The following is a 22,396-nucleotide window of genomic DNA, read 5'->3' as shown; positions in this document are numbered from 1 at the left end:
AATGAGAGGAAAACGGAGGTTATACATACATGGATGGTCCAGTTTCATTAGTACAGTTAATCATATCTATTTTGTTATTTTTTGTCATGTTCTTTGGTATCGGATTCTTATTAAACATGCTGTTACGTATGACGTGGTTAATGGCGATTGTATATCCAATTGTTGTGATCTTTATCGTGGATGAAGTAAGCTTCTTAGATTATATTTTCAAGCCAGGTTCTGCATTTCCAGCGTTAATCGATAAATTACAAGCCCTTCAGTTTGTAGATATTGCTATTTTATCGGGAGGCTTTGCAGGCTCCATCGTGGCAGGTATTGTGATGATTTTTTTACGAAAAAGTGGATATCGCATGTTCTAATTTGCTCAGTACTCTTCTTTCTATTGACTGAAAGAAGAGTACTTTTTTTATTCGATAAAAAACACATCCTCCATCATAAAAGGATGTGTCTTAGCTATCATATGAAAAATTCGTAGGTTATGATGGCGATAAAAATACCAGTGAGCGCCCCAAAAAATACTTCGCTTCGTTTGTGTCCTAATAACGTTTTTAATTCCTCCATTTTCTCTTGCCCATCCATTTGAGGCCATTTTTTTAAATCATGAAGCAGTGTTTGGAAATCCTTACGCAATTGATTTAAAATCGCAGCATGTTGCCCAGCTTGGTAACGTACACCGCTGGCATCGTACATAACAATAATGGAAAACATAGCGGCTACGGCAAAAATTGGGGATGCTAAACCCGTCTCGTAAGCAATAGATGTTGCCAGTCCAGTAACAGAAGCGGAGTGAGAGCTAGGCATTCCGCCCGTTGAAGTAAAGAGGCTCCATTTCACTTGTCTGGTCATTAGAAAATGGATAGGAATCTTGACAAACTGAGCAAAGATAACCGAAAAGAGGGCAATCAGTAATGGGGTATTTTGAAGTAAACTCAAATTCATCACAACCTTCGCAAATAATTGCTTTTATTATAACATTCATTATTTTCTAAAAGAAGATATAGGCAAATATTACGCGCTTTTCAGAAACTTCGTTATAATAGTAGATGGAATGGAGGAATTTACATGAATATTGTAAAAGAAGCAAAGACATTTGAAACAATTTCTACTGAATTATTAGTGGTGGGTGTCACTAAACACCGTGAGCAAATGCAGGATTGGGCAAGCTTTTCATCTTTTTATGGTGAATCACTTGATATGTGGGTTAGCGCGGGAGACGTTTCAACAGAGCTTAAGAAGCTAACGAAGCTGCCATTTGTGAAGGATCATGCCAATTTAAAACGTATTTTATTTGTAGGGCTAGATGAGCGTAAAAACCTAACAGAAGGGGATATTCGAGCAGCCTTTGGTTTAGTTGGGAAAGAGTTAAGAGCTTTAAAAGTAAAAGAGTATTCCATTTGGCTTGAATCATTTACAACAGAAACAATTTCAGTGACTGATGTAGCCTTTTTAGCGGGTGAAGGAACTGGTCTAGGCTATTATTCTATTCCTCATTACAAAACAACTTCAAACGAAGTGGATAAACGTATTGATGCTGTTCATCTAGTGACGTCAGCAGGGGATTTAGACGAAGTTGTAGCAGGCTTTGAGGTCGGCGTCATTTATGCGGATGCAGTGAATGAGGCACGTAGTCTAATTAATTTACCACCGAATTTACTAACGGCAACTGATTTAGCAAACTATGCGGAATCTTTGGCAAGTGAATATGACTTTGAAGTAGAGATTCTAGGTAAAGCGCAATTAGAAGAATTGGGAATGGGCGGCATTTTAAGTGTCAACCAAGGCTCTTACGAAGAACCTCGATTAATTACATTAAAATATAAAGCGACTGATGATTTTGAAAATCCAATTGGTCTCGTAGGTAAAGGTGTAACATATGATACAGGTGGCTATTCCTTAAAACCAAAAGACTCGATGGTTGGGATGAAAGGCGATATGGGCGGTGCAGCAGCAGTGCTTGGTGCCATGAAAATTATCGGTGAATTACGTCCAAATAAAAATGTAGTAGCCGTTATCGGATCTACTGATAATATGGTATCTGACACAGCATTTAAACCAGATGATGTCATTACAACGTATAGTGGGAAAACAGTCGAAGTATTAAATACGGATGCAGAAGGACGTTTAGTTCTGGCAGATGCAACTACATATGCGAAGCAGCAAGGGGCTGCATCGCTAATTGATGTCGCTACTTTAACAGGAGGCGTCATTACTGCGCTAGGTATGGATAAAACAGGTGCTCTTTCTAATGATGATGAATTTTTTGCAGCATTTATGGAAGCGGCAGAGGAAACGGATGAATTTGTTTGGCGTATGCCTTTGACAGAGAATGATAAAAAGAGAATTCGTAAATCTGATGTGGCAGATTTAAACAACTCACCTGGTCGTGATGGTCATATGATTTTTGGTGGGGGCTTTGTCGGAGAATTTGTTGGTGAAACACCTTGGATTCACCTTGATATTGCCGGAACATCCGATGCAGTAGCTGTCCATGATCTAGGTCCTAAAGGTGGTACAGGCGTAATGGTACGTACACTCGCTAATTTTGTCCAACGTTTAGGAGAAGAAAAATAATAGAGCATTTTGATCAGCGGGATTGTCTTTCCGCTGATTTTTTGTATTTTCAGCACTTATCCCGATAGATTAGGCAATGTACATATGATAGATGCATCTTCCTTCATACGATAGAATAAAAAGGGAGGTAGCATATGCGTAATTTCGGAGGTTACCCAGGAGGAGGATTTGGAGGAGGTATTTGGCCATTCGGTGCACCGTTTTTCGGTGGCTTTTTAGGAAGTTTCCTAGGGTCTCAATTTAATCAATATCCTTACAATCCATATTATCCAAACTATCGGCCATATCCGCCTGGTCCATTTTACCGACCAGGACCACGGTATCGTAGACGCTGGTAAGAACATAAAATAAATAATCCAGTTGCCTAGTCAAAAACGGCAACTGGTTTTTTGTTGTGTTGAGGAAGTATCAAATTTTGTGTTGACAGAATATACTAAATTATTTATTATTCTTATTATATTACTAAGAATTAAATAAGTAGCTGACTAGCAAACTAGAGGCTTTTATTGTTCATGGGCATTTTTGTGCCTAGGGATAATATTGGCCTTTTTTCTTTACCTTGATTACAGCAATCTTTTTCCTCTATAGGGGAGAGTCAAAAGCTTTGTTCAAACGCCACCAGTTGGAGATACAACCGCTTGCGGTTGTCAAAGGGCGTGACGGTTGCTACTCCGTCAACTAAAAACTGGACACCATGACGCGAAGGCGCAACGGATAGAAGGAGTGAAATGAAATGGGGAAAGTATATATCGTTGGTGCTGGTCCTGGGGATGTTGATCTTATTACGGTCAAGGGTTTACGTTGTATTGAATGTGCAGATGTCATTTTATATGACAGACTCATAAATAAAGAGCTATTAAACTATGCTCGACAAGACGCTCAATTAATATTTTGCGGAAAACTGCCACAGCAACATGCCATGATTCAGGAGCATATTAACCAAACGCTTGTCAGTTATGCACAGCAAGGGTTAATCGTTACAAGATTAAAGGGAGGTGACCCATTTGTCTTCGGAAGAGGGGCAGAGGAGGCTGAAGTGCTAGCCAAACATCATATTCCATTTGAAATTGTACCAGGGATTACTTCAGGTATAGCAGCCCCGGCATATGCAGGAATTCCTGTGACACATCGGGATCTAAGCTCTAGTTTTGCCATGGTTACGGGACATATGCAGGAAGGAAAAGATGACGCAATACGTTGGGAAAGTCTTGCAAAAGGAATCGATACGATTGCTATTTATATGGGGGTAGGTAATCTGCCGTACATCCGACAGCAACTTCTCAAATATGGACGTGAGGAAGAAACACCTGTAGCCGTTATTCATTGGGGAACTTTTGCTGCTAAGCAAAAAACGGTTACGGGCACTTTAGCAACAATTGAAGAAATCGTTCAAACAGAAAATATTCAGAACCCGAGTATCATTTTAGTTGGAGAGGTTGTGGCATTAAGAGAAACGATACAATGGTTCGAGCATAACAGTCCACAACCAATCCAAGTTACGGGGTAAGGATGTGATGTGACTTTATGCAGGCTATTTTATATATTGCTCATGGTAGTCGTGTTAAGGCAGGTACAGATCAAGCTGTAGCTTTTCTAGAAGGCGTTCAACAAGAGGTTCATGTATCTATTCAGGAAATATGCTTTTTGGAGCTTGCAACACCTACCATTGCAGAGGGGGTTGCCAACTGTGTTAGACAAGGGGCAACTATGATTGCTGTTATGCCCATTCTATTGCTAGCTGCACAGCATGCGAAGCAAGATATTCCAAGAGAAATTGCCGAAGCTCAAAAGCTCTATCCGCATATCAAATTTTCCTATGGTGAACCATTAGGCATTCATGAACGAATCATTGACACGTTGCAGGCTAGGATTTTAGAAAAGCAGCAGCCTAACTGCGAAGCATGTGTTTTACTAATAGGACGTGGCAGTAGTGATCCGACCGTAAAGAGAGATTTAGCTGAAATTGCAACAAGATTGCGAATGAAATACAACTATCAAACAGTAGATACTTGCTTCTTATATGGGATGGGTCCGAGTTTTGATGACTGGCTCCAGCAAGAAAAAGAGAGGCAGCATCAAGTTTTTATTGTGCCGTATCTCTTATTTACAGGTATTTTACGGCAAAGCATTACAAAGCGATTACAAGGACTATCTAACAACAACATGATGTTATGTGAAAGCTTAGGTTATGACGTCAATGTAAAAAAAGTGTTAGTGGAACGTATTGATGAATTACTACATTTCAAAGAGGAAGGTGTTTCATAATGGCAGATAAAAAGCTTGAAAATGTAAATCTAGCATTAGATAATGTCCGCCAAATGCTAAATACTGTGAACCATGGTTCGATTACATTGATTGTTCAAAACTCTTATGTGGTTCAAATCGAAAAGAAAGAAAAAATAAGACTCCGATAAATCTTTTTAGAGGATGAAATGATGACGATTCGCGAGGTGGCAAAGATTGAAACTGCAAGTTATAAACAGTCCATTTAATGAAGAGCAGGTAAAATTATTAAACGAACTTTTACCTCAATTAACACTGGAGCAAAAAATTTGGTTAAACGGTTATTTAAGTGCACCACAAGCTACTCAGGAGGCCGTAGTTGAGACGATCCCAGCCGCAGCCCCTATTACGAAAACCATGACGATTTTATATGGTTCCCAAACAGGTAATAGTCAAGGGCTAGCTGAAAAATATGCCTCTCTATTAAAGGCTCAAAACGTAGACGTTACTGTCTCATCATTAGGGAAATTTAAAGCAAGTAACTTAAAGAAAATCACCAATCTATTACTTATTGTGAGTACACATGGTGAGGGTGATCCACCTGATCAGGCGATCCAGTTCTATGAATTTTTGCATAGTAAACGAGCACCAAAACTAGAGCATCTTCAATATTCGGTACTTGCATTAGGGGATAGCTCCTATGAATTTTTCTGTAAAACAGGTAAAGACTTTGATGAGCAATTTGCCAAACTAGGTGCAACAAGAATTGTTCCTCGTACTGATTGTGATGTGGATTATGATGACGCTGCTGCTCAATGGTTCTCAGCTGTTCAACAAGAATTTCTCAAACAGGCTACTACAATATCGGTTACTTCAACACAGAGCGATGAAATACAAGGAGCTACTACATATTCAAGAAAAAATCCATTTTACGCTGAAGTGTTAGAAAATATTAATCTAAATGGTCGCGGCTCCAACAAAGAGACACGTCATCTAGAGTTATCCATTGAAGGGGCTAATTTTCAATTTGAGCCAGGAGACAGTATTGGGATTCAACCGGAAAATAGTGAGCCATTAGTCGATGTATTACTGGGAGTACTACAATTTGATCCAGCTACTGAGGTGACTGTGTTTGATGAAACAGTGTCCTTAAAGAATGCCTTACAAAAAAAATTGGAAATTACAGTGTTATCTAAGCCAGTTCTTGAAAAAATTAAAGCTTACACAGAACATAATGAATTTTCATCGTTATTAGAAGAACCTAATGCATGGAAGGATTATGCTAAGGGAAGGGATTTACTTGATGTAGTAGAGGATTTTGCTCCTTTCACATGGAGTGCGCAACAATTCGTGGACATTCTGCGAAAAATTCCATCACGACTGTATTCCATTGCAAGTAGCCAATTGGCGAATCATGATGAGGTGCATTTAACGATTAGCAAGGTAAGCTATGAGACGAACGGTCGACAACGTCTGGGAGTATGTTCAGGCAGTGTGGCAGAACTTCAAATTGGCGCTACATTACCAATCTATGTTCATAAAAATCCAAATTTCAGATTACCTGAGCAGAAGGAAACACCCATAATAATGATTGGCGCGGGCACAGGTATAGCACCGTATCGAGCTTTCCTAGAGGAAAGAGAAGAGTTAGGGGTAGAGGGAAAATCTTGGCTTATTTTTGGTGATCAGCATTTTGTCACGGACTTCCTCTATCAAACAGATTGGCAACGCTGGCTAGCTTCTGGCACATTAAGCCAAATGCATATAGCCTTTTCACGTGATACCGATAAAAAAGTCTATGTTCAACACAAATTGGAAGAAAATGCAGCTAATTTTTATGAATGGCTTGAGCAAGGTGCTGTCATTTATGTATGTGGTGATGAGAAATCAATGGCAGCTGATGTGGATGCAACCATTCACCGTATTATAGAGCAGCAGGGGCAGAAAACGTCTGAGCAAGCAAAAGCCCTTGTGCAAGAACTAAAGCAACAAAAACGATACCAACGGGATGTTTATTAAGAAAAAAACTCTTCCTCGTAGGCAGATGACTATTTGCTAGCAAGCAAAGCCTCTGGAGAGGTGTAATGGATTAAAGGAGCGATAAAGAATGACTGAGAAAATTGTTTTGCCTCCACAGTCAGGGAAACCAAGTGATGTAGAGCGTATTAAGACGGAAAGTAATTATCTTCGTGGGACACTCGAACGGACTATGAATGACCCATTAAGTTCTGGTATTCCTGAAGATGACAATCGTTTAATGAAATTCCATGGTAGTTACCTACAGGATGACCGAGACCTTCGCAATGAAAGACAACGACAAAAACTAGAGCCTGCCTATCAATTCATGGTACGCGTACGAACACCTGGAGGAGCGGCTACGCCGGAACAATGGCTTGTAATGGATGAAATGGCTAGAAAGTATGGCAATGGCTCCTTAAAACTAACTACACGTCAAGCGTTTCAGGTGCACGGTATTTTAAAATGGAATGTCAAAAAATATATGCAAGAAATTAATGACGTGTTATTGGACTCTCTTGCCGCCTGTGGGGATGTAAACCGTAATGTTATGTGTAATGTAAACCCAAATCAATCAACATTACATGAAGAAGTTTATAACTGGTCTGCTAAACTAAGTGAGCATTTACTACCTCGTACACGTGCATACCATGAATTATGGTTAGATGGAGAAAAGGTAATAGACAGTCAGGATGAAGAAATTGAACCGATTTACGGAGAACAATATTTACCCCGTAAATTTAAAATTGGCATTGCGATTCCGCCAAGTAATGATGTCGATGTGTTTTCACAAGATATCGGACTAATCGCGATCGTAGAAGATCAAAAGCTGATTGGCTTTAATGTAGCTGTTGGTGGAGGAATGGGGATGACGCATGGCGATCATGCTACCTATCCACAGCTTGCGCGTGAAATTGGCTTTATTACACCAGATAAACTATTGGAAACAGCAGAAAAGATTATAACAATTCAGCGGGATTATGGGAATCGCTCAGTTCGTAAAAATGCACGTTTCAAATATACGATTGATGCAAGAGGACTAGAATGGTTTAACGAAGAACTAACGCGACGTTTGGGTTGGAGTATTCAAGAAGCGCGTCCTTATACGTTTGAACGTACAGGAGATGAGTTCGGTTGGATTAAAGGGGCAGAGGGTAAGTGGCATTATACGCTATTTATTCAAAACGGCCGCATTAAAGATTTTCAAGATTATGAGTTGTTAACAGGGTTACGTGAAATAGCTAAGGTGCATACAGGTGATTTCCGTTTAACTCCTAACCAGAATTTAATGATTAGTAATGTAACACCACAGAAAAAGAAAATGATTGATGCTATTATAGAGCAATATAAGCTGACGGATGGTGCGCATTATTCCGCATTGCGCCGTAATTCCATTGCCTGTGTCTCCTTACCAACCTGTGGTTTAGCCATGGCGGAGGCGGAACGTTATTTGCCATCTCTTATTACAAAAATGGAAACAATCATTGATGAAACTGGGTTAAATGATACAGAAATTGTTATTCGGATGTCAGGCTGTCCAAATGGTTGCTCCCGAGCAGCGATGGCTGAAATAGGCTTTATCGGTAAAGGTCCTGGGAAATACAATTTATATCTTGGGGCAAGTTTTACTGGTAATCGATTGAATAAAATCTATCGTGAAAATATAGGTGAGGAAGAGATACTAGCGGAGCTACGACCAATTCTTGTACATTATGCGAAGGAACGTTTAGACGGTGAACATTTTGGTGATTTTGTCATTCGTGCTGGATATGTGACGGCTGTATATGATGGTAAAGAATTTCACATATAATAAATAGAAAAACCATGTAGCAAAGAAATTTGCTACATGGTTTTTTAAATGGAGTAATCTTCGGGGATAAAGACCTTTAATTGCTTCGGCCTAACAAATACATGATCGCCCACTTCAAGCTGAAGATGATAGAACTGTTCTTTTGATAATTCTGCCTCTAAAAATTCATCTAAATCTTCACGGCGTAGCTCAATTTGGACAATTGGTCCCAACAGATGGATATGATTGATTTTGACGGGAACCGTACCTGGAATACTTACCTTTTCTATTTGTATATCATGGGGACGAACATAACCAATCACATTATCTTTTGTATGTGATTGTACATCAGGCACATCCAGTGCAACTTCTCCATGCATCAGCTTACCGTTATGTAAGCGTCCTTTAAAAAGATTAACGTTCCCTAAAAAATCATAGACAAATGGACTTTGGGGATGCGTATATACCTCATCGGGACTCCCAACTTGCTCGATTTTGCCATTGTTCATGACAACAATACGATCTGCCACATCCAATGCTTCCTCTTGATCATGCGTAACAAAAATACTTGTAATATGAAATTCATCGTGTAACTTTCGTAGCCAGCGACGCAACTCCTTGCGCACTTTTGCATCGAGTGCCCCGAATGGCTCATCTAGCAGAAGAACTTTCGGCTCTACTGCAAGTGCTCTTGCAAGTGCCACACGCTGTCTTTGACCACCTGAAAGCTGTGTAGGATAGCGGTCAGAGAAATTTTCGAGTTTCACTAATTGTAGCAATTCCATCACTTTGTCTCGTATTTCTTGCTTAGTAGGTCTAGTTTTCCGAGGGCGAACCTTTAGGCCATAGGCGACATTTTCAAAGACTGTCATATGACGAAATAGGGCATAATGCTGAAACACAAAGCCTACATTACGTTCCTTTGGATGCCGATCCGTCATGGAATGTCCATCAAAAAAAATATCACCCGTATCGGCGGTTTCCAGCCCTGCAATAACACGTAATAGAGAGGTTTTTCCTGATCCAGAGGGGCCGAGCAATGCAACAAGCTCCCCTGACTGAATATGAATAGAAATATCCTCTAATGCTTGAAAGGATCCGTATATTTTCGAGACATTTTGAATTTGAATACTCATGTTGATCATCTCCTTTTAACTAGATTTGGACTTCCATGCAATTATGTCTTTTAAAATTAATGTAAAGATAGCTATGACACTCATTAAGGATGCAACAGCAAAGGCGGCTGAAAATTGATATTCATTATAGAGAATTTCAATATGAAGGGGCATTGTATTCGTCATGCCTCGTATATGGCCAGATACAACTGAAACTGCACCAAATTCTCCTATAGCTCGTGCGTTACACAAAATTAGACCATAAAATAAACCCCATTTAATATTAGGTAAGGTGACATACCAAAATGTCTTAAAGCCACTTGCACCAAGCGAAATTGACGCCTCTTCCTCAGACGTACCCTGTGCTTGCATTAGAGGTATTAGCTCACGAGCAACAAAGGGCAGTGTGACAAATATAGTCGCAAGGACAATGCCAGGTAGGGCAAAAACAATTTTAATATCTTTGGCGAATAACCAATCACCAAATAATCCCTGCGATCCAAATAGTAAAATAAATACCAAACCTGCGATAACAGGGGAGACCGCAAAAGGTAAATCAACAATGGTTAGTAAAAGATTTTTCCCCTTAAAATTAAATTTTGTAAGGGTCCATGCAGCCATTACGCCAAAGATTGCATTTAGAGGCACAGCAATTGCTACAACTGTTAAAGTGAGTTTAATAGCAGCTAATGCATCTGGATGTGTGATAGCTGCGAAGTAAACATCAACACCTTTTTGAAAGGCTGTAATAAAAATTGAAGCTAATGGTAGGACGATAAAAAAAGCTAAAAAGGCTAATGCAATAAATGTAAGCGTATAGCGAATAACACGAGGCTCCTGTAAGGCGGCAGACTTAGACACCTTATTTTTTTCAGTACTAGCCTGTTGAATAAATGTTGATTGTTCCATATAGCTCCTCCTAATGTACAAACCGACGATTGGCTAGCCATTGTATGACGTTAATGGTTAATAATAAAATAAATGAAGTAACAAGCATTACTACTGCAATTGCAGTGGCACCAGCATAATCGTATTGCTCAAGTTTAGTCATAATAATTAAAGGGGTAATTTCGGTTTTCATCGGCATATTTCCAGCGATGAAAACAACTGAGCCATACTCTCCTAGAGCACGGGCAAAGGCTAATGAAAAGCCCGTTAATATGGCTGGTAGTAACTCTGGTAAAATCACTTTACGAACGGTTTGTAAACGATTGGCCCCAAGGCTAGCAGAAGCCTCCTCGACTTCAGCACTAATATTTTGCAATACTGGCTGTACTGTCCGTACAACGAAAGGGAGACCAATAAAAGTTAAGGCAATTATAATACCAAGGGGCGTAAAGGCAATTTTAAAATCAAAAAATTGGCCAATCCAACCATTGGGGGCATAGAGTGATGTTAAAGCAATCCCCGCTACAGCAGTAGGTAAAGCAAAGGGTAAGTCTACTAATCCATCAATCATCCTTTTAAAAGGAAACTGGTAGCGAACCAGAACCCAAGCGATAATTGTACCGAAAAGTACATTTAATAGACCTGCAATGAAGGCTGTGCTGAAGCTCACTTTATAGGAAGCAACAGCACGAGGATCGGTGATAATATCGAGAAACGCAGTCCAGCTTAAGGACATCGTATGGAAAAAAATCATAGAAAGTGGTAATAACACTAATAAACTAACATATAACATCGTATATCCAAGAGATAGGTGAAATCCTGGAATAATCCGACGTGATTTCTTCGTCAAGGTTAAACTACTCATCAGAACACTCCTTATTGTGGTAAGTAGATTTCATCAAAGGTACCACCGTCTTTAAAGTGAGTTGCTTGTGCTTTTGTCCAGCCACCAAAATCATCGATAGAAACAAGTTCAAGCTGAGGGAATTGGTCTTTATATTTAGCTAGAACAGCTTCATTGCGAGGGCGGTAATAATTTTTGGCAGCAATTTCTTGACCTGTTTCGCTATATAAATGCTGTAAGTATGCCTCGGCTACTTCGCGTGTTCCTTTTTTATCGACGATTTTGTCAACGACCGCCACTGGTGGCTCCGCTAAAATACTTAATGATGGAGTAATAATCTCGAATTCGTCCTTTCCTAATTCATGAAGTGATAAGTAAGCTTCATTTTCCCATGCAATTAAGACATCCCCAATTTTTCGTTCCACAAAAGTTGTGGTAGCACCTCGGGCACCAGAATCTAGTACTTCAACATTGCTGTATAGTGATTTCATAAATTCTTTTATTTTTGTTTCATCATTGTTATATAACTTTCCAGCATATCCCCAAGCAGCTAGGTAGTTCCACCTTGCACCACCAGATGTTTTAGGGTTAGGGGTAATGACGGATACATCTTTTTTGATGAGATCATCCCAATCTTGTATATTTTTCGGGTTGCCCTTGCGTACCAAAAAGACAATAGTGGATGTATATGGAGTAGAGTTATGGTCAAATTCTGTTTGCCAATCTTTATTCAGCAGTTCACGAGTTTGGGCAATTTCATCAATATCATAGGCGAGAGCAAGCGTGACAACGTCTGCTTCGAGGCCATCAATCACTGCTCTACCTTGTTTTCCTGAGCCTCCATGAGATTGTTTAATCGTGACATCCTGTCCTGTTTCATCCTTCCACTTTTTTATAAAATCTTGATTGAACTCATCGTAAAGCTCGCGTGTTGGATCATAGGATACATTTAATAGCTCTACTGATTTGTTACCTTTCTGGCCACTTGCTTCTTCATTTGAGGTAGCACTACTACATCCTGTTACAGATAAAGTTAATACAGCTAGCAGTGCCAAAGATTGAAAGACATTCTTCCTTTTCTTCATTCCATTTCGCTCCTTTTTCGGCTAAAGAATGCAAAAGGCCATCCCCTATCACGATTATTCGTCATAGGTAGATGGCCTTCAGATCCTCTGATCAGCATTTTAGTATTTGTAGATAATACATTAAACATATATTTCCTATTAGTCAACAAGGAATTGTGGAATGTTGAAAATAACGGTGATTTACTTAGCTATCGTTTATCTTATGCAACTAAGAGTGTCAAAAATGGGTTAATTGCATAATATATTTCAAAAGCCTAGTTGACTGCTTGGTGTACTTTAGTATATATTTGGTAATAAGAAAAGACGATTATAAAATGAGGTAGCAATTACTAGTGAAAAATCGTTGAATAATGAGCTGGCTAGTCAAACTAGAGGCGTTTTAACAAAGACATGTTTTTGGGTGTCTTTTGTTAGAACGCCTTTTTTCGCTATGAGGGGGATTCAATGTTAACACATGCAAATTGGCAAGAGCCAAACATTAATTTTCAAGTTGATGAAACGTATAAGGGAGCATTAGAGGTTTTACAGTGGAGCTATCAAGAGTATGGGAATGAAATTGTCTATGCCTGTAGCTTTGGGATAGAGGGCATAGTTTTAATTGATCTCATTTCAAAGGTAAAGCCAGATGCAACCATTGTCTTTTTAGATACAGATGTCCATTTTAAAGAGACCTATGAAACGATCCAGCGTGTAAAGGAAAAATATCCACAATTAAATATTGTGATGAAAAAGCCTGCACTTACACTTGAACAACAAGCGGCCCAATATGGTGATGAACTATGGAAGTCAGATCCAAATCAATGCTGTGCTATACGTAAGATTAAGCCTTTACATGAAGCCCTTTCAGGTACAAAGGCTTGGATATCTGGTTTACGTCGTGAACAATCGCCATCACGTCAACAGACAAATTTTCTTAATCGTGATGATAAATTTAAGTCGATTAAAGTTTGCCCACTTATCCATTGGACATGGAAGGATGTTTGGCGATATGTCTCAAAACACAATTTGCCATACAATCCTTTGCATGATCAAGGCTATCCAAGTATCGGCTGTGAGCATTGTACAAAGCCGGCGTTTACGATGGATGATTTACGTTCAGGTAGGTGGCAAGGCTCTGGTAAGACGGAATGTGGGTTACATGAATAAAGGAGTTATGCCATGCTAGAATATTTCGCCATAGCTATTAGTTTATTTTTTGCAATGAATATTGGTGCAAGTGGAGCAGCGGCTTCGATGGGAGTTGCTTATGGGGCCGGAGCTATAAAAAAGGCTTGGCAAGCATTACTGTTATGCGCCATAGGAGTTTATAGTGGAGCAGTTTTAGGCGGAGGAGAAGTAGTCAAAACGATTAGCTCAGGCATTATGCCTCAGGAATATATTACGGTGAAAATTGTCATCATTATTTTAATTTCTGCAACAAGCAGTTTATTTTTTGCCAATCTTTTAGGCATCCCCTTATCTACGAGTGAGGTGACCGTCGGTGCAGTCGTTGGTGTGGGAATGGCTTATAAAGTGCTATTCGTCCATTCTTTACTTGTTATCATGTCCTTTTGGGTTATCGTCCCACTTATAGCTTTTGTTATGGCCCTTATATGTGGGAAGTTGTTATATAAATTACAGCACAGGGGGCTACTAAAAGATCATCCAATTTTAACGGTTCTACTTGTATTAGCAGGATTTTTTGAAGCCTTTTCGGCAGGTATGAATAATGTTGCGAATGCAGTTGGACCGCTTGTAGGTGCTGGCATGATGGATGTTACTATCGGCATTATGCTTGGGGGTGCATTTGTCGCTATAGGAGCCATCCTACTTGGAAAACGAGTTCTTGAAACAAACGGTAAGAAAATCATACGTTTTCAAAAGGCAGAGGGTATTTTAATTTCAAGTACGGGTGCGCTCCTTGTTGGTATAAGCTCCATTTTTGGACTTCCAGTGCCACTAACGCAAGTAACATCTTCCTCTATTATTGGAATGGGCATGGCGAAGAACGGAAAACAAATTTTCCATAAGCATATTGTGAAAAAGATTATTCGTATATGGGTTGTATCCCCAATTTTTTCATTAGCCATTTCTTATTTTTTAGTGCAGTTGTTTTTAGAAAAAGATCTTTATGCGATTATTTTGAATGGCAGCATTATCGTTGGAACGCTTGGGGTTATTAGTTTAATGCGTACAATGCGAGAAGAAGAGCAATCCATATATGATGCAGGAGAGGGTATTTAATTTCACTAGTATTAGAACATCATTGATATTGATCTTTCATACATTTCAACTATTAAACTTAGTATTTAACTAGAATTAGGAGGAGATTATATGAGTTTACAACCACATGGAGGGTTTCTTGTGCAAGCTTTTCATCCCGAAAAGGATATGACAACTATTCATAAGGAGATTGAGTTGGATGCCATTTCTTTGAGTGATTTAGAGTTAATTGCCATAGGTGGCTACAGCCCCATCGAAGGCTTTTTAACACAAGCAGATTATGAATCAGTAGTGGAAAAAAGTCGATTAGCATCAGGTATAGTATGGAGTATTCCAATTACCCTCCCTGTGACGAAAGAGAAGGCAGCAACATTACAACCTGGCGAAGAGGTAAAATTAGTCTACCAAGGTGAAACTTATGGCGTTATTCAGGTGGCTGATATTTTTGAGCCGAATAAGCGAACAGAGGCATTACTTGTATATGGTACTGAGGATCTCGCACATCCTGGCGTTCACAAGCTACATGAACGTCCTGCCCTATATGTCGGAGGGAAAATTACTTTAATCAAACGTCTGGCACAAAAGTTTCCTACGTATTCATTTGATCCGGTGGAAGCCCGTCAACTATTTGCTTCAAAGGGTTGGCAAACCATTGTTGGCTTTCAAACGCGTAACCCGGTGCATCGAGCGCATGAATATATCCAAAAGGCAGCACTTGAAACGATTGATGGTTTATTTTTAAACCCACTTGTTGGTGAAACAAAGTCGGATGATGTGTCTGCGGCTATCCGCATGGAGAGCTATGAGATTCTATTAAAAAATTACTATCCTGAAAATCGTGTGCAATTAGGAGTGTTTCCGGCTGCTATGCGTTACGCAGGACCAAGAGAAGCCATTTTTCATGCACTTGTAAGGAAAAATTATGGCTGTACACATTTTATCGTCGGACGAGATCATGCAGGTGTAGGGGATTACTATGGAACGTACGATGCACAAAAAATCTTTGAACAGTTTACGGAAGATGAATTAGGGATTGTTCCATTAAAGTTCGAGCATAGTTTTTATTGTCAGCAATGTGAAGGAATGGCTACTACAAAAACTTGTCCACACGATAGCTCTGCCCATATTATTTTATCAGGAACAAAAGTACGAGAGATGCTACGCAATGGGGAAGTACCACCAAGTACATTTAGCCGTAAAGAGGTAGTAGAAGTATTAATAAAAGGCATGCAAAAGGAGGTAGTCAAATGAGTTCGAATATTGTTTGGCATGAGGCCTCCGTTACAAAAGAGGAGCGTCGATCTCAAAATAAACATCAAAGCTTTATTTTATGGTTTACGGGCTTGTCTGCTTCAGGAAAATCATCTATAGCCAATGCGTTTGCCCGTCAATTATATGAAAGGTGCAACCAAGCCTTTGTGTTGGATGGCGATAATGTCCGTCATGGCCTAAACAAGGATTTAGGTTTTGATGAGGCAGGACGAAAAGAAAATATTCGTCGTATAGGGGAAGTTTCGAAGCTTTTTATAGAAAGTGGTCAAATTGTATTAACGGCATTTATTTCGCCTTATCGAGAAGATCGTCAGGTGGTCCGTGCGCTTGTTGAAGATGGTGAATTTATCGAGGTCTTTGTAAAGTGTTCAGTAGAAACATGTGAAAAACGGGATCCCAAGGGTCTATATAAAAAAGCGAGAAAAGCAGAAATATCTAATTTCACTGGTGTTAGTGCCCCTTATGAGGAACCAGAAAACCCAGAAATTATTTTAGATACAGAACATCATACGATAGAAGAGTGTGTGGAACAGTTGACTAGTATTTTAACTTCCAAAGGGTATATATAATAAACCAATAAAAAAATCTGCTCGTTCAGAACGATTGAGCAGATTTTTTATATGTCTTATTGTGCGTCTTGTTCTTTTTTCATTCTGTCAATTTCAGGACCTAATTCATCACGTACTGTACCTTTCCAAGGCTTTACACCAGCAATATAAGAGGAGCGGGTCATAATATGTCCTCCAACAGGGCCAGTGATGAAGAGGAATAGTATCCCTAGTAATATACGTGGATTAAAATGATCTTCAATTAGCCAAAAGTGTAAGAATACACCAATTAGTACACACATGACACCAAGTGTAGCACTTTTTGAGGCAGCATGTGCTCGCGTATATAAATCAGGTAGGCGGATAAGCCCAATAGCTGTGACGACAATAAAAAGTACTCCAACAGAAATGAAAAAGATAACTAAACTATTAGCGAGAATTGTCACGTTTAATGATATCTCCTTTCTCTATGAATTTAGAGAAAGCAACTGTACCAATAAATGATAAAATCGCTAGCAATAAAATAATCTCAAGGAAGAAGCTTGTTTCCACTAATATCGAAAATAGTCCAATCAAGGAAATAAGTGAGACACCCAGTGAATCTAAAGCGACTACACGGTCAGATGCTGAAGGTCCTTTGATCATTCGATAAATGACCGCAATCATCGATAAGCAAATCACTACAATGACCGTTATAATAAATGTTGTCATGATTTACTCACCTCCAAAATCGCTTTCTCAAATGAATCTCGAATGGAAGCAACAGCCTCATCCACATCACTAATATCAATAGCATGTACATATAGTGTTTTAGAATCATCCGATACATGTACGACTACAGTTCCTGGCGTTAAAGTGATAAGACTGGATAATAATGTAATTTCCCAATCTTCCGTTAATACAGTAGGATAAGCAAAAAAGGCAGGCTGCATGTCCAATTTAGGCTTTAATACTACCTTCAGTACTTGCACATTCGCTAATACTAACTCTTTAAAGAACAGCAAAGTTAATTTTAAAAGGGCCCATAGGCGGTAGACATAAAGACGAGATTTAAAAAATCTTCGCATTATTATGAGTAAAATGATGCCCATTATGAACCCAATAATAAAGCCGGTTGCTGTGTAATTAGAGGATAGGAACATCCATACGAAGGCAAGTACAAAGTTTAAAATCATTTGAAATGCCACAGCGTTAATCCCCCTTCATCACAGCATCTATATAGATAGATGGATCATTTAAAAGTTTTGCTGCATCGTCCATAAATGGTGTCATCCATTCGGAACCGACACCATATGCGACAGAAATAAGTACTAAAAGGGCTGAAGGCATAAACAGCATCTTGTAGATAGATCTGTCAACGATAACCTTCGTTTCTTTTTCCTCGCCCCAAAAGGCATAGATAAAGATACGAATTACGGAAAGTAGTACGAGCAGTGATGACGCTAATATGAAAATACTACTCCACATATTTCCGGCTTCAAAGCCACCTTGAACAATCAATAGTTTACCAACAAATCCGCTAAGTGGTGGAATTCCCGCTAAGCCAAATGCTGCAATTAAATAACACCAACCAAGTGCCGGGTATTTTTTCATCAGACCACCCATCTTACGCAAATCAGATGTACCTGTAATGTAGATGATCATACCGATTAACATAAAGAGTGCAGCCTTTATGAGCATATCGTGTACTAAATAAAACATTGCTCCCTTTAAGGAAGCTTCATTCATTTGTGAGACACCAAATAAAATAACTCCTACGGCGATGACAATATTGTAGATAATAATAAGTTTGACATCAAAGTAAGCGAGTGCCCCAATGCATCCAGCCACAATTGTAGCAATGGCTAGTACCATCAATAGATCATGAGTATAGGATAAATCGTGTACAAAGAATAATGTATAGGTACGTGTAATTGCATAGACACCTACCTTTGTGAGCAGTGCACCGAATAATGTTAGTACAGGTATAGGAGCCGCTGCATATGAAGTAGGAAGCCAAAAATACAATGGGAAAATGGCTGCTTTTAATCCAAATACCATTAAAAAGAGTACAGCTATAACGGTAATGATACCTGGTTGATTGATTTCAGCTATTTTAACGGCAATATCAGCCATATTCAATGTTCCTACAACCGAGTATAAAAAGGCTACAGTAATGACGAATAGGGCAGATGAAATAACATTAATTAAAATATATTTAATCGATCCTTTCAGTTGCCCTTTCTCGCCACCTAGGACGATCAGTAAATAAGAAGCCATTAATAATACTTCGAAGAAAACGAATAAGTTAAAAATATCACCTGTAGTAAAAGCCCCATTAACCCCAGTTAAAATAAACATGATACCAGGGTAATAAAAGAATCGTTCACGTTCCTTCGTAATAGAACCAAAGCCATACCAAACAACAAAAAAGGCAATTAACAATGTCGTTGTCACGAGCAATGCAGATACCATATCAGAAACCATCGTAATACCATAAGGAACTGGCCAATCTCCAAAAGTGACCTTTTGGATACCATCATGTTTCACTTTCATTAGAAGTGAAATAGCAGTGATCAAGGAGATCCCAATTCCAAGTAATGAAAACGTTCGTTGATAAAATAGATTTTTTTGCCCAAACATTAAAATCATACCGAAGAAAAACGGAATGATGATAGGCAGCAGTAGGAAGTTATTCATCCTCATCACTTCCTCTCATTAAGCTAATATCATCAGTTTGTAGCTCCTGATAGGAACGATATGCCAGCACTAGGAAAAACGCTGTGACGCCAAAGCTAATTACAATAGCAGTTAAAATAAGTGCCTGAGGTAATGGGTCTGCAAAAGTTTTGGCTCCTTCGTTTAACACGGGTGGAGCCTCACCACCAAGACCACCCATCGTTAATATAAGTAGATGAGCACCATGACTTAAAAGTCCTGTACCAATAATAATTCGTAATAAACTTTTTGATAAAATTAAATAGACAGCTGCCATAAAGAGGAAGCCAATGACAAAGGCCATAATTATTTCCATTATTCATCCTCTCCAATCGTTTGAATAATGGTCATCGTAACACCAACAACAACCAGATAGACACCGCTATCAAAAAGCATAGCCGTGTGTAAAGACTGTTTGCCTAGAAGCGGTAAATCGAAATAATCAAAGAAATGTGTAAAAAAAGGTTCGCCCACAAACATAGGGAATGCCGCAGTAGCAAGGGCTAATAATAAACCAATAGCCGTTAAATACGTGTAATTAATAGGTAAAATATGTCGTACAGTACGGATATCAAAGGCTAATACTAATAGCACGATGGCACTGGAGGTTAAAAGCCCTCCAACAAAGCCACCACCAGGCGTGTAATGACCTGCTAAAAAAATATGAATGGAGAAGAAGAAAATAATGAAGAATACAATTTTAGCCGTAAATTGTATTATCACATCATTTGTTTTCATGTGTTTTCTCCTTTCTATTCATACGCAATTTAATCATTGCAAAAATGGCCATCCCAGCAATAGCGAGTACTGTAATTTCAAACAATGTATCAAAGCCACGATAGTCTACTAATATTACGTTGACAATATTTCCTCCGCCCGCCAAAGAGTAAACGGTTTCCTCATAGTACTTAGAAATAGTAGGAATGAGTTTTTGCGAATGGGCAGATAGTGCGACAAGTGTTACCATGACACCGACTGCAATGGATATAACAGCTCGATTTAATTGAAATCTCATACGTTCTTCTCGTTTACCAAGCTTTGGTAAATGGTAGAATGCTAATAAAAAGAGGGCTACAGATATGGTCTCAATAACAAGCTGTGTTAAGGCTAAATCAGGCGCGTTAAAAATAACAAAGAATAGAGCTACCGTATAACCAACAGAGCCCAGACCTATAATGGCCGTTAACCGCGATTTGGCTAGAATGGTGATAGCTGTTCCAATTAATAAAACCACGACTAAAATAATTTCATATGGTCTTATCGGAGCGGTCCCTTGGACTGAAAGACTAAAGGCATTTTTCACAAAAAGAGAACCAATGACGATAATAGCAATACCACTAAACATATAGAGTAAATAATGGCGCATTGAACCCGTCATATAGAGTCGAGAGAGGCGATTTAAGCCAACATCTAACCCCTGCATAATTTTGTCATAAGCATTATTCAAGGTGAAAGCCTTTGGGAATCGCTGATACATTCCTTGCCATTTCGGTAGTGATACAAATAGCAGTACCCCTATAATGATAATTCCTATCGTCATCAGAAGTTCGGGATTGATCCCGTGCCAAGCTGCTACTTGTATGTCAATATCTTGTGGTGTTTCGTATAAAAATGGCTGAATCGCTAGAACAGCTGGTTTGACAAATGTATCGCCAATAAAATTCGGAATAAAGAATATGAACACAACTAATCCCGCTAAAAGCATTGGAGAAACTAGCATTCCAATAGGTGCCTCATGTGGTTTATGAGGTAATTGATCTGTTTTGTAGTTGCCATTAAATGTTCGGAAAACAAAATAAAAGCTATAAATAAATGTGAAAATACTAGCAATCCAAGCGACGATTGGGAAGAGCACACCCCAGGTATCAAAGCCAAAGAGCTCAAACTTTTGTAGGGAGAGCATGGCTGTTAAAAACATTTCTTTACTTAAGAAGCCATTAAACGGTGGAAGACCAGCCATCGATAAGCTTCCTATCGCTGCAACTGTAAAACTGATAGGCATAATACTCATTAACCCACCCAATTTTCGAATATCACGTGTCCCTGTTTCATGATCAATAATCCCTGCAATCATGAATAGACTACCTTTAAATGTTGCGTGATTAATTAGATGGAAGATGGCAGCAAATGCCGCGAATTTAATTGTATCTACTGATTCATTAGCATGAAACGCAACTGCGCTTGCCCCAAGTAGTGACATAATAAGTCCAAGTTGACTAACTGTCGAGAAGGCTAGAATCCCTTTTAAGTCCGTTTGTTTGACTGCAAAGAAGGAACCCCAGAATAAAGTTACAATACCTATACCTGTTACAAGCCATACCCAGAGCTCGGAAGCCGCAAATATTGGGGTAAAGCGTGCTACTAAATAAATACCTGCTTTGACCATTGTGGCAGAGTGAAGGTATGCACTTACTGGTGTAGGTGCTTCCATTGCATCTGGTAGCCAAATGTAGAATGGGAATTGCGCAGATTTTGTAAATGCTCCTAGAAGTAATAAAACAAGCGACCATGTAAATAAAGGTTGATCGATTAGATTTGGTGCCATAATAATTAGCTCTCGAATGGAATAAGTTCCTCCCATTAAGTAGAGAAGTACGAATCCACCTAGCATCATTAATCCGCCGCCAACTGTTATCATCATTGACTTCAGTGCGCCAAGGCGTGATGCATCACGGTTATACCAATAACCAATGAGCAGGAATGAGGAAATGGACGTTAATTCCCAAAAGAAATACAGTGTAATTAAATGATCTGACTGTACTACTCCAAGCATGGCAGACATAAATAACAGTAAGTAAACATAAAAATTATGTAATTTTTCTTTATGTTTATCTAAGTAAAAAATGGAGTAGAGGACAACTAAAGACCCGATTCCAGTAATTAATAGCGAGAATAATAAGCTAAGGCCATCCAAATAGGAGACGAAGGAAATATCAAGCGATGGAATCCAAGGAAGTTTAGCGGTAAATACTCCACCTTTAGCTACTTGTGCAATATAGGATGCATAAATAACTACGAGCGTAGCTGGAACAGCGAGAACAAACCAGCCAGTATGAATATTTTTTATGCTTTTATATAAAAATGGTACAAAGATTGCAGCAAGCATTGGAATGAAAATATAAAGTACTTGTAACAAAAAAACCCTC

The 22,396-nt window shown here is 39.0% G+C and carries 24 protein-coding genes; 12 read left to right on the top strand and 12 right to left on the bottom strand.

The genetic code is table 11. The features are described from left to right. The first annotated feature begins 29 nt into the window (after positions 1–29). The gene (locus MKY88_RS19060; protein WP_025116669.1) at positions 30–359 is read left to right on the top strand and encodes a YuiB family protein; all 330 of its coding nucleotides are present in this window, start codon (positions 30–32) and stop codon (positions 357–359) included. 97 nt (positions 360–456) lie between these two features. Here the strand turns inward: MKY88_RS19060 and MKY88_RS19055 are convergent, their stop codons facing one another. Beyond that, positions 457–939, bottom strand: a complete 483-nt coding sequence (locus tag MKY88_RS19055) for a divergent PAP2 family protein (protein ID WP_029987084.1) — start codon at positions 937–939, stop codon at positions 457–459. Positions 940–1,062: 123 nt separating this feature from the next. Between MKY88_RS19055 and MKY88_RS19050 the strand changes: the two genes are divergently transcribed. The 7 genes from MKY88_RS19050 (at position 1,063) to cysI (ending at position 8,620) form a co-directional block, all read left to right on the top strand. After that, positions 1,063–2,571 (top strand): leucyl aminopeptidase, encoded by a 1,509-nt coding sequence (locus MKY88_RS19050; RefSeq protein WP_258270537.1) that lies wholly within the window; start codon positions 1,063–1,065, stop codon positions 2,569–2,571. Positions 2,572–2,705: 134 nt separating this feature from the next. Continuing rightward, positions 2,706–2,909 carry a uroporphyrin-III methyltransferase gene (locus MKY88_RS19045; protein WP_069482463.1) on the top strand — a complete coding sequence of 68 codons (204 nt, stop codon included), beginning with the start codon at positions 2,706–2,708 and terminating at the stop codon, positions 2,907–2,909. A gap of 395 nt (positions 2,910–3,304) precedes the next feature. Then, positions 3,305–4,078, top strand: coding sequence for a uroporphyrinogen-III C-methyltransferase (gene cobA / locus MKY88_RS19040; protein WP_069482462.1), 774 nt, complete (start codon positions 3,305–3,307; stop codon positions 4,076–4,078). Positions 4,079–4,095: 17 nt separating this feature from the next. Further along, positions 4,096–4,836 (top strand): sirohydrochlorin chelatase, encoded by a 741-nt coding sequence (locus MKY88_RS19035; protein ID WP_340814438.1) that lies wholly within the window; start codon positions 4,096–4,098, stop codon positions 4,834–4,836. Further along, positions 4,836–4,985, top strand: coding sequence for a YezD family protein (locus MKY88_RS19030; protein WP_083244734.1), 150 nt, complete (start codon positions 4,836–4,838; stop codon positions 4,983–4,985). The genes MKY88_RS19035 and MKY88_RS19030 overlap by 1 nt, the downstream gene beginning before the upstream one ends. Positions 4,986–5,031: 46 nt before the next feature. Then, a complete protein-coding gene (locus tag MKY88_RS19025; RefSeq protein WP_340814437.1) occupies positions 5,032–6,813 on the top strand; it encodes an assimilatory sulfite reductase (NADPH) flavoprotein subunit in 1,782 nt (593 codons plus the stop codon). 88 nt (positions 6,814–6,901) lie between these two features. Beyond that, positions 6,902–8,620 (top strand): assimilatory sulfite reductase (NADPH) hemoprotein subunit, encoded by a 1,719-nt coding sequence (gene cysI / locus MKY88_RS19020; protein WP_340814435.1) that lies wholly within the window; start codon positions 6,902–6,904, stop codon positions 8,618–8,620. Between the two features lie 44 nt (positions 8,621–8,664). Here the strand turns inward: cysI and MKY88_RS19015 are convergent, their stop codons facing one another. The 4 genes from MKY88_RS19015 to MKY88_RS19000 are packed head-to-tail and all read right to left on the bottom strand — an operon-like array spanning position 8,665 to position 12,531. Then, positions 8,665–9,735, bottom strand: a complete 1,071-nt coding sequence (locus MKY88_RS19015; protein ID WP_069482458.1) for a sulfate/molybdate ABC transporter ATP-binding protein — start codon at positions 9,733–9,735, stop codon at positions 8,665–8,667. A 15-nt stretch (positions 9,736–9,750) separates the two neighbouring features. Beyond that, the gene (cysW, locus tag MKY88_RS19010; protein ID WP_340814433.1) at positions 9,751–10,623 is read right to left on the bottom strand and encodes a sulfate ABC transporter permease subunit CysW; all 873 of its coding nucleotides are present in this window, start codon (positions 10,621–10,623) and stop codon (positions 9,751–9,753) included. A 10-nt stretch (positions 10,624–10,633) separates the two neighbouring features. Further along, positions 10,634–11,467: a sulfate ABC transporter permease subunit CysT gene (cysT, locus tag MKY88_RS19005; protein ID WP_340814432.1), complete on the bottom strand. Its 834-nt coding sequence runs from the start codon at positions 11,465–11,467 to the stop codon at positions 10,634–10,636. An 11-nt stretch (positions 11,468–11,478) separates the two neighbouring features. Beyond that, a complete protein-coding gene (locus MKY88_RS19000) occupies positions 11,479–12,531 on the bottom strand; it encodes a sulfate ABC transporter substrate-binding protein (protein ID WP_291754518.1) in 1,053 nt (350 codons plus the stop codon). 444 nt (positions 12,532–12,975) lie between these two features. Here MKY88_RS19000 and MKY88_RS18995 point away from each other — a divergent pair, with 444 nt between their 5' ends. The 4 genes from MKY88_RS18995 to cysC all read left to right on the top strand — a co-directional run bounded on the left by MKY88_RS18995 (position 12,976) and on the right by cysC (position 16,574). Then, on the top strand, positions 12,976–13,677 hold the full coding sequence (locus MKY88_RS18995) for a phosphoadenylyl-sulfate reductase (RefSeq protein WP_193832939.1): 702 nt from the start codon (positions 12,976–12,978) through the stop codon (positions 13,675–13,677). A 12-nt stretch (positions 13,678–13,689) separates the two neighbouring features. Then, on the top strand, positions 13,690–14,754 hold the full coding sequence (locus MKY88_RS18990; protein ID WP_340814429.1) for an inorganic phosphate transporter: 1,065 nt from the start codon (positions 13,690–13,692) through the stop codon (positions 14,752–14,754). Positions 14,755–14,844: 90 nt separating this feature from the next. Then, the gene (sat, locus tag MKY88_RS18985) at positions 14,845–15,984 is read left to right on the top strand and encodes a sulfate adenylyltransferase (RefSeq protein WP_328201107.1); all 1,140 of its coding nucleotides are present in this window, start codon (positions 14,845–14,847) and stop codon (positions 15,982–15,984) included. Further along, positions 15,981–16,574 (top strand): adenylyl-sulfate kinase, encoded by a 594-nt coding sequence (gene cysC / locus MKY88_RS18980; RefSeq protein ID WP_069482451.1) that lies wholly within the window; start codon positions 15,981–15,983, stop codon positions 16,572–16,574. Before sat ends, cysC begins: the two co-directional genes overlap by 4 nt. 56 nt (positions 16,575–16,630) lie before the next feature. Here cysC and mnhG read toward each other — a convergent pair whose 3' ends face one another. Genes mnhG through MKY88_RS18945 form a run of 7 tightly spaced genes read right to left on the bottom strand, consistent with a single transcriptional unit; the run spans position 16,631 to position 22,386 of the window. Beyond that, positions 16,631–16,999, bottom strand: a complete 369-nt coding sequence (mnhG, locus tag MKY88_RS18975; protein ID WP_069482450.1) for a monovalent cation/H(+) antiporter subunit G — start codon at positions 16,997–16,999, stop codon at positions 16,631–16,633. Then, on the bottom strand, positions 16,983–17,264 hold the full coding sequence (locus tag MKY88_RS18970) for a Na(+)/H(+) antiporter subunit F1 (RefSeq protein WP_008178119.1): 282 nt from the start codon (positions 17,262–17,264) through the stop codon (positions 16,983–16,985). Before MKY88_RS18970 ends, mnhG begins: the two co-directional genes overlap by 17 nt. Beyond that, entirely contained in the window at positions 17,261–17,740 is a 480-nt protein-coding gene (locus tag MKY88_RS18965; protein WP_069482449.1) for a Na+/H+ antiporter subunit E, read from the bottom strand. Before MKY88_RS18965 ends, MKY88_RS18970 begins: the two co-directional genes overlap by 4 nt. A gap of 4 nt (positions 17,741–17,744) precedes the next feature. Next, on the bottom strand, positions 17,745–19,232 hold the full coding sequence (locus MKY88_RS18960; protein WP_269781054.1) for a Na+/H+ antiporter subunit D: 1,488 nt from the start codon (positions 19,230–19,232) through the stop codon (positions 17,745–17,747). Further along, positions 19,225–19,566, bottom strand: a complete 342-nt coding sequence (locus tag MKY88_RS18955; RefSeq protein WP_008178124.1) for a Na(+)/H(+) antiporter subunit C — start codon at positions 19,564–19,566, stop codon at positions 19,225–19,227. Before MKY88_RS18955 ends, MKY88_RS18960 begins: the two co-directional genes overlap by 8 nt. Next, on the bottom strand, positions 19,566–19,988 hold the full coding sequence (locus tag MKY88_RS18950; protein ID WP_008178127.1) for a Na(+)/H(+) antiporter subunit B: 423 nt from the start codon (positions 19,986–19,988) through the stop codon (positions 19,566–19,568). Before MKY88_RS18950 ends, MKY88_RS18955 begins: the two co-directional genes overlap by 1 nt. Next, complete coding sequence (locus MKY88_RS18945) at positions 19,975–22,386, bottom strand: Na+/H+ antiporter subunit A (RefSeq protein ID WP_340814427.1); 2,412 nt, start codon at positions 22,384–22,386, stop codon at positions 19,975–19,977. Before MKY88_RS18945 ends, MKY88_RS18950 begins: the two co-directional genes overlap by 14 nt. Positions 22,387–22,396: the final 10 nt, after the last annotated feature.

It is taken from the genome of Lysinibacillus sp. FSL R7-0073, from assembly GCF_038009065.1.
In the GTDB taxonomy this organism is placed as follows: Bacteria; Bacillota; Bacilli; order Bacillales_A; family Planococcaceae; genus Lysinibacillus; species Lysinibacillus fusiformis.
Note: the sequence above shows the minus strand (reverse complement) of the source record. Positions and strands in the feature narration are given on the sequence as shown.

What these genes read in the sequence shown, in the direction of transcription:
- MKY88_RS19060 (WP_025116669.1), top strand. Translation starts at nt 30, where the DNA reads ATGGATGGTCCAGTTTCATTAGTACAGTTAATCATATCTATTTTGTTA.
- MKY88_RS19055 (WP_029987084.1), bottom strand. Translation starts at nt 939, where the DNA reads ATGAATTTGAGTTTACTTCAAAATACCCCATTACTGATTGCCCTCTTT.
- MKY88_RS19050 (WP_258270537.1), top strand. Translation starts at nt 1,063, where the DNA reads ATGAATATTGTAAAAGAAGCAAAGACATTTGAAACAATTTCTACTGAA.
- MKY88_RS19045 (WP_069482463.1), top strand. Translation starts at nt 2,706, where the DNA reads ATGCGTAATTTCGGAGGTTACCCAGGAGGAGGATTTGGAGGAGGTATT.
- cobA (WP_069482462.1), top strand. Translation starts at nt 3,305, where the DNA reads ATGGGGAAAGTATATATCGTTGGTGCTGGTCCTGGGGATGTTGATCTT.
- MKY88_RS19035 (WP_340814438.1), top strand. Translation starts at nt 4,096, where the DNA reads ATGCAGGCTATTTTATATATTGCTCATGGTAGTCGTGTTAAGGCAGGT.
- MKY88_RS19030 (WP_083244734.1), top strand. Translation starts at nt 4,836, where the DNA reads ATGGCAGATAAAAAGCTTGAAAATGTAAATCTAGCATTAGATAATGTC.
- cysI (WP_340814435.1), top strand. Translation starts at nt 6,902, where the DNA reads ATGACTGAGAAAATTGTTTTGCCTCCACAGTCAGGGAAACCAAGTGAT.
- MKY88_RS19015 (WP_069482458.1), bottom strand. Translation starts at nt 9,735, where the DNA reads ATGAGTATTCAAATTCAAAATGTCTCGAAAATATACGGATCCTTTCAA.
- cysW (WP_340814433.1), bottom strand. Translation starts at nt 10,623, where the DNA reads ATGGAACAATCAACATTTATTCAACAGGCTAGTACTGAAAAAAATAAG.
- cysT (WP_340814432.1), bottom strand. Translation starts at nt 11,467, where the DNA reads ATGAGTAGTTTAACCTTGACGAAGAAATCACGTCGGATTATTCCAGGA.
- MKY88_RS19000 (WP_291754518.1), bottom strand. Translation starts at nt 12,531, where the DNA reads ATGAAGAAAAGGAAGAATGTCTTTCAATCTTTGGCACTGCTAGCTGTA.
- MKY88_RS18995 (WP_193832939.1), top strand. Translation starts at nt 12,976, where the DNA reads ATGTTAACACATGCAAATTGGCAAGAGCCAAACATTAATTTTCAAGTT.
- MKY88_RS18990 (WP_340814429.1), top strand. Translation starts at nt 13,690, where the DNA reads ATGCTAGAATATTTCGCCATAGCTATTAGTTTATTTTTTGCAATGAAT.
- sat (WP_328201107.1), top strand. Translation starts at nt 14,845, where the DNA reads ATGAGTTTACAACCACATGGAGGGTTTCTTGTGCAAGCTTTTCATCCC.
- cysC (WP_069482451.1), top strand. Translation starts at nt 15,981, where the DNA reads ATGAGTTCGAATATTGTTTGGCATGAGGCCTCCGTTACAAAAGAGGAG.
- MKY88_RS18970 (WP_008178119.1), bottom strand. Translation starts at nt 17,264, where the DNA reads ATGACAACATTTATTATAACGGTCATTGTAGTGATTTGCTTATCGATG.
- MKY88_RS18960 (WP_269781054.1), bottom strand. Translation starts at nt 19,232, where the DNA reads ATGAATAACTTCCTACTGCTGCCTATCATCATTCCGTTTTTCTTCGGT.
- MKY88_RS18955 (WP_008178124.1), bottom strand. Translation starts at nt 19,566, where the DNA reads ATGGAAATAATTATGGCCTTTGTCATTGGCTTCCTCTTTATGGCAGCT.
- MKY88_RS18950 (WP_008178127.1), bottom strand. Translation starts at nt 19,988, where the DNA reads ATGAAAACAAATGATGTGATAATACAATTTACGGCTAAAATTGTATTC.